Consider the following 8,471-nt stretch of genomic DNA (forward strand, 5'->3'; position numbering starts at 1 on the left):
TGTCAGACGACGGATGAAGCAAGAGAGGATCGCCCGGTGGCGATACATGACAGATTGACTCTTGTTCCCTTCGCAGGTTTTAACCTGATCAGGTTCCGCGGATCCCGAATTAACGGTCTCAGCCCGGCTTTCGCACTGGGCACTCCGACAAGAATGTGCTCCCCTACAGCGGGAGCAGTAAATGTAAATTACGCGTTAACGATAAATAACTCAAGCCGGTCGGGCGACGTTATCTTCGTTACTCGCTTTCAAATTGTGATCCAGCGCAAGGGCGATCAGGTTATCTTCAAGCGTAAATCGCTGCTCCAGCGCCTCGCCGATATCAGAGAGCGCCTGCTGAAATTCCAGATAATTATCCTGATCGATGGCATTCTCAAGCGTGGAGTCGTAATAATCCATGATTTGCTGGGTATTGGCTTCCAGCAGGGGATAGAGTTTGGTGGCCGCTAAAAACGGGCTGTTCCCTTCCATTTCACCGATAATGCGCTCATAAATATTGAAATGGCCGTTAGAAAGGTAGTCGACCAGGCTCTGACAGAAATCGTCCAGCGCTTTTTCATTCAGACGCATATAGGACTCTTTGCCCGGCTTAATGCCAACGAGGTTGTAGTAGGCAACAAGCAGATGTTTGCGCACGTGCAGCCAGCGATCGACCAGGTTGTTACATCCGCCAACGCGCTCTGTCAGGTTTTCTAGCTGGTTTAGCATGTTTGACTCCGCAAGGTTAAGATTAAAAGCTGCCCACCCAAAATGTAATAGTATTGTTACCAACATGCCTGTGAAGCAAAGGTAGTGCAATAGATATGGATCGTATAATTGAAAAATCGGATCGCGGCTGGTGGTTCGTCAGCCATGAACAGAAATTATGGTTGCCCGGTGGTGAATTACCACATGGCGAGGCCGGAAATTTCGATCTTGCGGGTCAACCCGCACTCAATATCGGGGAGTGGCAGGGCGAGCCTGTGTGGTTGATCCAACAAAATCGTCGTCACGATATGGGATCGGTACGCCAGGTGCTCGATCTCGATGTGGGTCTGTTCCAGCTGGCCGGGCGTGCTGTGCAGTTGGCCGAGTTTTATCGCTCGCATAAATACTGCGGCTACTGTGGTCACACCATGCACCCAAGCAAAACCGAGTGGGCCATGCTCTGCAGCCACTGCCGCGAACGCTACTACCCGCAAATCGCGCCGTGCATCATCGTCGCCATTCGTCGTGAAGATACCATCCTGCTGGCGCAGCACACGCGTCATCGTAACGGGGTGCATACCGTATTGGCCGGGTTTGTCGAAGTGGGCGAAACCCTGGAGCAGGCCGTCGCCCGGGAAGTGATGGAAGAGAGCGGCATCAAGGTGAAGAACCTGCGCTATGTCACCTCCCAGCCGTGGCCGTTCCCACAGTCGCTGATGACCGCTTTTATGGCCGAGTACGACAGCGGCGAGATCGTCATCGACCCGAAAGAGCTGCTGTCAGCCAACTGGTATCGCTACGACGATTTACCGCTGCTCCCGCCGCCAGGCACCGTGGCGCGTCGCCTGATAGAAGATACCGTGGCAATGTGTCGGGCCGACTATGAATGACGTGGTACACTGGGGATAAGACGCTTAAGGAACTGCAAAAATGACCGAACTGAAGAACGATCGTTATCTGCGTGCGCTGCTGCGCCAACCCGTTGATGTCACCCCGGTATGGATGATGCGCCAGGCGGGTCGCTATTTACCGGAATATAAAGCCACCCGGGCGCAGGCAGGCGATTTCATGTCCCTGTGCAAAAACGCGGAGCTGGCCTGTGAAGTAACGCTGCAGCCGCTGCGCCGCTACCCGCTGGACGCGGCGATCCTCTTCTCTGACATTCTGACCATCCCGGACGCGATGGGGCTTGGCCTGTACTTCGAAACCGGCGAAGGCCCGCGCTTTAGCTCGCCGATTAAGAGCAAAGCGGACATCGACAACCTGCCTGTCCCGGACCCGGAGCAGGAACTCGGTTATGTGATGAACGCGGTGCGCACCATTCGCCGCGAGCTGAAAGGCGAAGTGCCGCTGATTGGGTTCTCCGGCAGCCCGTGGACCCTGGCGACCTACATGGTTGAAGGGGGCAGCAGCAAAGCCTTTACCGTGATCAAAAAGATGATGTACGCCGATCCGCTGGCGCTCCACGCCCTGCTGGATAAGCTGGCGAAAAGCGTCACCCTGTACCTGAACGCGCAGATCAAAGCGGGCGCCCAGTCGGTGATGATCTTCGATACCTGGGGTGGGGTACTGACCGGCCGCGATTATCAGCAGTTCTCGCTCTATTACATGCATAAAATCGTTGATGGCCTGCTGCGTGAAAACGAAGGCCGTCGCGTGCCGGTAACGCTGTTCACCAAAGGCGGAGGCCAGTGGCTGGAGGCGATGGCAGAAACCGGCTGTGATGCGCTGGGCCTCGACTGGACCACCGATATTGCCGATGCGCGCCGCCGCGTGGGTGACAAAGTCGCCCTGCAAGGCAACATGGATCCGTCTATGCTGTATGCTCCGGCCGCCCGAATTGAAGAAGAAGTCGCGACCATTTTGGCGGGCTTCGGTCAGGGCGAGGGCCATGTCTTTAACCTGGGGCACGGTATTCATCAGGATGTACCGCCAGAGCATGCAGGCGTGTTTGTGGAGGCGGTGCACCGACTTTCTGCCCAGTATCACCTGTAAGGAGTCGTTATGGATCTTGCGTCACTTCGCGCTCAACAACTTAAACTCGCTGCGTCTGTATCCCGTGAGGATCGTCTGGATAAAGACCCACCCGCGCTGATTGCGGGGGCCGATGTGGGGTTTGAGCAGGGGGGAGAGGTGACGCGGGCGGCGATAGTGCTGCTGACGTACCCCGAACTGGAACTGGTTGAGTACCAGGTGGCGCGGATTGCCACTACCATGCCTTACATCCCCGGTTTCCTCTCTTTTCGTGAATATCCCGCGCTGCTGGCGGCGTGGGATCAGCTCTCGCAAAGACCCGATCTGCTGTTCGTTGACGGGCACGGCATCTCCCACCCGCGTCGTCTTGGCGTTGCCAGCCATTTTGGCCTGCTGGTGGATGTCCCGACCATCGGCGTGGCGAAAAAACGCCTCTGCGGTAAGTTTGATCCCCTGCCGCCCGAACCCGGCGCGCTGGCACCGTTAATGGATAAAGGCGAACAGTTGGCGTGGGTCTGGCGCAGCAAAGCCCGGTGTAATCCACTGTTCGTCGCCACCGGCCATCGCGTCAGTACCGACACCGCGCTGGCGTGGGTGCAGCGCTGTATGCGGGGCTACCGACTACCGGAGCCGACCCGCTGGGCCGATGCGGTAGCGTCCGGGCGTCCGGCGTTTGTTCGTTGGCAGGAAATTCAGCGCTGAATCAGGTAAACTGCGGCCAATTTTCGATTCGAGACATCATCATGTTACAAAACCCGATTCACCTGCGCCTTGAGAAGCTGGAAAGCTGGCAGCACGTCACTTTTATGGCCTGTCTGTGCGAACGTATGTATCCGAACTATGCCATGTTCTGCAAGCAGACCGAATTTGGTGATGGTCAACTCTATCGTCGTATTCTCGATCTGGTGTGGGAAACGCTGACGGTTAAAGATGCGAAGGTGAACTTCGACACCCAGCTCGATAAGCTGGAAGAGGCGATCCCGGTTGCCGATGACTATGATGTCTATGGCGTCTACCCGGCGATTGATGCCTGTGTAGCGCTAAGTGAACTGATTCACTCGCGTCTGAGTGGTGAAACTCTGGAACATGCCATCGAAGTCAGTAAGGCCTCTATTACTACCGTAGCGATGCTGGAGATGACCCAGGAAGGGCGTGAAATGACCGATGAAGAGCTCCGTCTGAACCCGGCCATTGAGCAGGAATGGGACATTCAGTGGGAAATTTTCCGTTTGCTGGCGGAGTGCGAAGAACGCGATATCGAACTGATTAAAGGTCTGCGTGCAGACTTGCGTGAGGCAGGCGAGAGTAACATTGGTATAAATCTTAACCAGTGAGACAACAAAACGTGATTTAACGCCTGTTTTGTCATGCCTCTACTCTTCCCTTCTGCCCCCCGTCTGGTCTACATTTGGGGGGCGAAAAAAAGTGGCTATCGGTGCGTGTATGCAGGAGAGTGCTTTTTTGGCATTTTCGTCGCACTCGATGCTTAGCAAGCGATAAACACATTGAAAGGATAACTTATGAACAAGACTCAACTGATTGATGTAATTGCGGACAAAGCTGACCTGTCTAAAGTACAGGCTAAAGCTGCTCTGGAATCCACCCTGGCTGCAATTACTGAGTCTCTGAAAGAAGGCGATGCTGTACAACTGGTAGGTTTCGGTACCTTCAAAGTGAACCACCGCGCTGAGCGTACTGGCCGCAACCCGCAGACCGGTAACGAAATCAAAATCGCTGCAGCCAACGTGCCAGCATTTGTTTCTGGCAAAGCACTGAAAGACGCAGTTAAGTAAGCCGCGTAGCAGTGAACAGTTTTATCGAGGGGGCGGTTTCGCCCCTTTTGTCTGTCTGGCGCCGGGTGACGGTGCTGGCGGGCATATTTGTATTAACCGCCTGTAGCCATGATTCCTCCCTGCCGCCTTTTACCGCCAGCGGCTACGCTGACGATCAGGGCGCGGTACGCGTCTGGCGTAAAGATTCAGACGATGAAGTTCATCTCCTCTCCGCGTTTAGCCCCTGGCACAGCGGCAGTACCACCACCAGTGAATATCGCTGGCAGGGCGATACGCTCGTCTGGATCGACATAAACGTCTACAGCAAAGTCCCCGAGCATGTGCGGGTACGCTTTGATGACCACGGTGAGCTGAGCTTTATGCAGCACGAAACCGGTGGCCTTAAACAGCAACTCTCTACCGATCAAATCGAGCTTTACCGCTACCGCGCCGCGCAGATTCGCCAGACCAGCGACGCGCTGCGACAGGGAAGGGTCGTGCTACATCAGGGGCGCTGGCATGTTGACGGCTCCGTGACAACGTGTGAAGGCCAGACCCTGAAGCCGGATCTCGATAGCTGGGCAACGGAACACATTGCACGCCGGCAGAGCCACTCCTCCATGGCAGTGAGTGTGGCGTGGCTGGAAGCGCCTGAAGGATCACAGCTGCTGCTGGTGGCGAACGAAGATTTTTGTACCTGGCAGCCGACAGAGAAGAGTTTCTGAAAATCCCCCTCCCTTGCGGGAGAGGGACTGGTGAAGGAGGGAGTTACTTCCCTTGCTCGCGCGCAATGGCGCGGTAACCAATATCGTTACGGCTGAAGCTACCGTTCCAGTGAATATCCGCCATCACGGCATAGGCGCGTTGCTGTGCTTCTGCGACGGTATTGCCCAGCGCCGTGGCGCACAGGACGCGGCCACCGTTAGTCAGCACACGTTCGTCGTCGGAGAGCTTAGTCCCCGCATGGAATACCTTCGCGCCTTCGATGGCTTCCAGCGGCAGGCCGTGGATCTCATCGCCGGTGTTGTAGTTGCCCGGATAACCGCCCGCCGCAATTACCACGCCCAGAGAAGCACGCTCATCCCACTCAGAGCGCTTTTCGTCCAGCTTGCCTTCGCAGGCCGCCAGGCACAGCTCTACCAGATCGGATTTCATGCGCAGCATGATTGGCTGCGTTTCTGGATCGCCAAAGCGGCAGTTGAATTCGATAACCTTCGGGTTGCCCTGTTTGTCGATCATCAGGCCAGCATAGAGGAAACCGGTATAGGTATTGCCTTCCGCCGCCATTCCTTTCACGGTTGGCCAGATGATGCGGTCCATGGTGCGCTGGTGAACTTCATCCGTTACCACAGGGGCAGGGGAGTAAGCCCCCATCCCGCCGGTATTCGGGCCGGTATCGGCATCGCCAACGCGCTTATGATCCTGGCTGGTGGCCATCGGCAGCACATGCTCGCCGTCGACCATGACGATAAAGCTCGCCTCTTCGCCATCAAGAAACTCTTCGATAACGATACGGTGGCCTGCATCACCAAAGGCGTTACCTGCCAGCATATCCTGAACGGCGGCTTTTGCTTCTTCGAGCGTCATCGCCACGATAACGCCTTTACCCGCTGCCAGACCGTCGGCTTTGATCACAATCGGCGCGCCTTTTTCACGTAAGTAGGCCAGCGCGGGCTCCACTTCGGTGAAATTCTGATATTCCGCGGTCGGAATGTTGTGACGCGCGAGGAAATCTTTGGTGAAGGCTTTAGAGCCTTCGAGCTGCGCGGCGCCTTCGGTCGGGCCGAAGATGGTCAGGCCCGCGGCACGGAATGCGTCTACCACGCCAATGACCAGCGGCGCTTCCGGGCCCACAATGGTCAGATCGATTTTTTCGCTCTGGGCAAAGCTCAGCAGCGCCGGGATATCGGTTACGCCGATAGCGACGTTCTGCAGGGTAGGCTCCAGGGCGGTACCGGCGTTACCCGGCGCCACAAAGACGGTTTCAACCTGCGCTGACTGCGCCGCTTTCCACGCCAGGGCGTGCTCGCGCCCGCCGTTACCAATCACTAATACTTTCATTCTCTGCTCCGGGAATTAATGGCGGAAATGACGCATGTCGGTGAAGATCATCGCGATACCATGTTCATCGGCGGCGGCAATGACTTCGTCGTCGCGGATAGAGCCGCCAGGCTGGATCACGCAGGTGATGCCCACTGCCGCAGCTGCATCGATACCGTCACGGAACGGGAAGAACGCGTCGGACGCCATGGCGGAGCCTTTAACTTCCAGACCTTCGTCGCCCGCTTTAATCCCGGCGATTTTCGCAGAGTAAACGCGGCTCATCTGGCCCGCGCCTATACCGATGGTCATGTTCTCTTTCGCATAGACGATGGCGTTGGATTTCACGAACTTCGCCACTTTCCAGCAGAACAGCGCGTCACGCAGCTCCTGCTCCGTAGGCTGACGTTTGGTGACGACACGCAGATCTTTCTCGCTGACCATGCCCAGGTCACGATCCTGAACCAGCAGGCCACCGTTCACACGCTTGAAGTCGAGGCCCGGAACGCGTTCTGCCCACTGACCGCAGACCAGCACGCGCACGTTCTGTTTTGCCGCGGTGATTTTCAGGGCGTCTTCGGTGGCCGAAGGGGCGATGATCACCTCCACAAACTGGCGGGAGATGATCGCCTGGGCGGTTTCGGCATCCAGCTCGCGGTTAAACGCGATAATGCCGCCAAACGCTGAGGTCGGGTCAGTTTTGTACGCACGATCGTATGCATCCAGAATCGAGGTGCTGACCGCCACGCCGCATGGGTTCGCGTGCTTCACGATAACGCAGGCGGGCTCGCTGAACTCTTTCACGCACTCCAGCGCCGCGTCGGTATCCGCAATGTTGTTATAGGAGAGCGCTTTACCCTGCACCTGCTGCGCAGTAGCAACGGAGGCTTCTTTAACCTCTTCTTCTATATAGAAGGCAGCCTGCTGGTGGCTGTTTTCGCCGTAGCGCATATCCTGCTTCTTAATGAAATTCAGGTTTAAGGTGCGGGAGAAGCGACCAGAGGGATCCTTGCTTTCGCCGTGGTAGGCAGGGACCAGGCTACCGAAGTAGTTGGCGATCATGCTGTCGTAAGCCGCGGTATGTTCAAAGGCCTTAATGGCGAGGTCGAAACGGGTCTCGAGATTTAGTGAACCTTCGTTGGCATCCATCTCTTTAATAATGGCGTCGTAGTCGCTGCTCTTTACAACGATGGCCACATCTTTATGGTTCTTGGCGGCGGAGCGCACCATGGTTGGGCCGCCAATATCGATATTCTCTACCGCATCCTCCAGGGAGCAGCCTTCACGGGCGACAGTCTGGGCAAATGGGTAAAGGTTAACAACCACCATGTCGATTGGCGCAATCCCGTGCTGATCCATAATGCCGTCATCCTGACCGCGACGACCCAGAATGCCGCCGTGGACTTTCGGGTGCAGGGTTTTGACGCGTCCATCCATCATTTCCGGGAAGCCGGTGTAATCGGACACTTCGGTTACCGGCAGGCCTTTATCTGCTAACAGGCGAGCAGTACCGCCTGTGGACAGCAGCTCTACGCCACGTGCAGAAAGTGCCTGAGCGAATTCAACGATACCGGCTTTATCAGAAACACTGAGCAGAGCGCGGCGGACTGGACGACGTTGTTGCATGGTAAATCCCCTGGATTTGACGATTACAGAGAGCGTTAGGTGAATTTTCCCGATAAAAACTCAACTAACACACCTGGCGGGGCGCTTTATTTAGCGCGAGCATTTTAACGAAAACGTTTGCGCAACGCTCGCACATTTTCACTTTTTCGTCACGTTGTGGATAAGTCTGTGTGTAATCAGGTATAAGGCGGGCTTTTGCTGGGGAATGCAGCAGTCAGTCATTTTTATGACATTTAAGGGTTGCGGGCGCCGGAGAACTCCCTATAATGCGCCTCCATCGACACGGCGGATGTGAATCACTTCACACTAACAGCCGGGCCGGTTGAGGAGAAAGCGAAAATAATCGCTTGACTCTGAAAGAGGAAAGCGTAA

Annotated in this window: 9 protein-coding genes and 1 riboswitch; of the genes, 6 read left to right on the plus strand and 3 right to left on the minus strand. The window is 56.1% G+C overall.

Going from position 1 to position 8,471, the window contains the following annotated elements; translation table 11 throughout:
• Positions 1-48: 48 nt before the first annotated feature.
• A riboswitch (TPP riboswitch) is annotated at positions 49-157 on the minus strand.
• 53 nt (positions 158-210) lie between these two features.
• Positions 211-708, minus strand: coding sequence for a sigma D regulator (gene rsd / locus C3406_RS24925; protein ID WP_103825473.1), 498 nt, complete (start codon positions 706-708; stop codon positions 211-213).
• A 95-nt stretch (positions 709-803) separates the two neighbouring features.
• Here rsd and nudC point away from each other — a divergent pair, with 95 nt between their 5' ends.
• The 6 genes from nudC (at position 804) to C3406_RS24955 (ending at position 5,158) form a co-directional block, all read left to right on the plus strand.
• The gene (gene nudC / locus C3406_RS24930) at positions 804-1,577 is read left to right on the plus strand and encodes an NAD(+) diphosphatase (protein ID WP_103825474.1); all 774 of its coding nucleotides are present in this window, start codon (positions 804-806) and stop codon (positions 1,575-1,577) included.
• 40 nt (positions 1,578-1,617) lie between these two features.
• The gene (gene hemE, locus C3406_RS24935) at positions 1,618-2,682 is read left to right on the plus strand and encodes a uroporphyrinogen decarboxylase (RefSeq protein WP_103825475.1); all 1,065 of its coding nucleotides are present in this window, start codon (positions 1,618-1,620) and stop codon (positions 2,680-2,682) included.
• 9 nt (positions 2,683-2,691) lie between these two features.
• Positions 2,692-3,363 carry a deoxyribonuclease V gene (gene nfi / locus C3406_RS24940; RefSeq protein ID WP_103825476.1) on the plus strand — a complete coding sequence of 224 codons (672 nt, stop codon included), beginning with the start codon at positions 2,692-2,694 and terminating at the stop codon, positions 3,361-3,363.
• A 41-nt stretch (positions 3,364-3,404) separates the two neighbouring features.
• Complete coding sequence (locus C3406_RS24945; protein ID WP_103825477.1) at positions 3,405-3,995, plus strand: YjaG family protein; 591 nt, start codon at positions 3,405-3,407, stop codon at positions 3,993-3,995.
• Between the two features lie 186 nt (positions 3,996-4,181).
• The gene (hupA, locus tag C3406_RS24950; RefSeq protein ID WP_032615913.1) at positions 4,182-4,454 is read left to right on the plus strand and encodes a nucleoid-associated protein HU-alpha; all 273 of its coding nucleotides are present in this window, start codon (positions 4,182-4,184) and stop codon (positions 4,452-4,454) included.
• 11 nt (positions 4,455-4,465) lie between these two features.
• Positions 4,466-5,158, plus strand: coding sequence for a DUF1481 domain-containing protein (locus tag C3406_RS24955; RefSeq protein WP_103825478.1), 693 nt, complete (start codon positions 4,466-4,468; stop codon positions 5,156-5,158).
• Positions 5,159-5,201: 43 nt separating this feature from the next.
• On the opposite strand, the gene purD is transcribed toward C3406_RS24955, so the two are convergent.
• Together purD and purH are read right to left on the minus strand one after the other, a co-directional pair.
• Positions 5,202-6,494, minus strand: coding sequence for a phosphoribosylamine--glycine ligase (gene purD / locus C3406_RS24960; protein ID WP_103825479.1), 1,293 nt, complete (start codon positions 6,492-6,494; stop codon positions 5,202-5,204).
• Between the two features lie 15 nt (positions 6,495-6,509).
• Positions 6,510-8,099 (minus strand): bifunctional phosphoribosylaminoimidazolecarboxamide formyltransferase/IMP cyclohydrolase, encoded by a 1,590-nt coding sequence (gene purH, locus C3406_RS24965; protein ID WP_103825480.1) that lies wholly within the window; start codon positions 8,097-8,099, stop codon positions 6,510-6,512.
• Between the last annotated feature and the right edge of the window lie 372 nt (positions 8,100-8,471).

It is taken from the genome of Leclercia sp. LSNIH8 (assembly GCF_002920195.1).
Lineage (GTDB): Bacteria > Pseudomonadota > Gammaproteobacteria > Enterobacterales > Enterobacteriaceae > Enterobacter.

Bases quoted from the DNA above. Each gene is read 5' to 3' on its own strand.
- nudC (WP_103825474.1), top strand. From the start codon at position 804: ATGGATCGTATAATTGAAAAATCGGATCGCGGCTGGTGGTTCGTCAGC.
- purD (WP_103825479.1), bottom strand. From the start codon at position 6,494: ATGAAAGTATTAGTGATTGGTAACGGCGGGCGCGAGCACGCCCTGGCG.
- nfi (WP_103825476.1), top strand. From the start codon at position 2,692: ATGGATCTTGCGTCACTTCGCGCTCAACAACTTAAACTCGCTGCGTCT.
- purH (WP_103825480.1), bottom strand. From the start codon at position 8,099: ATGCAACAACGTCGTCCAGTCCGCCGCGCTCTGCTCAGTGTTTCTGAT.
- hemE (WP_103825475.1), top strand. From the start codon at position 1,618: ATGACCGAACTGAAGAACGATCGTTATCTGCGTGCGCTGCTGCGCCAA.
- rsd (WP_103825473.1), bottom strand. From the start codon at position 708: ATGCTAAACCAGCTAGAAAACCTGACAGAGCGCGTTGGCGGATGTAAC.
- C3406_RS24945 (WP_103825477.1), top strand. From the start codon at position 3,405: ATGTTACAAAACCCGATTCACCTGCGCCTTGAGAAGCTGGAAAGCTGG.
- hupA (WP_032615913.1), top strand. From the start codon at position 4,182: ATGAACAAGACTCAACTGATTGATGTAATTGCGGACAAAGCTGACCTG.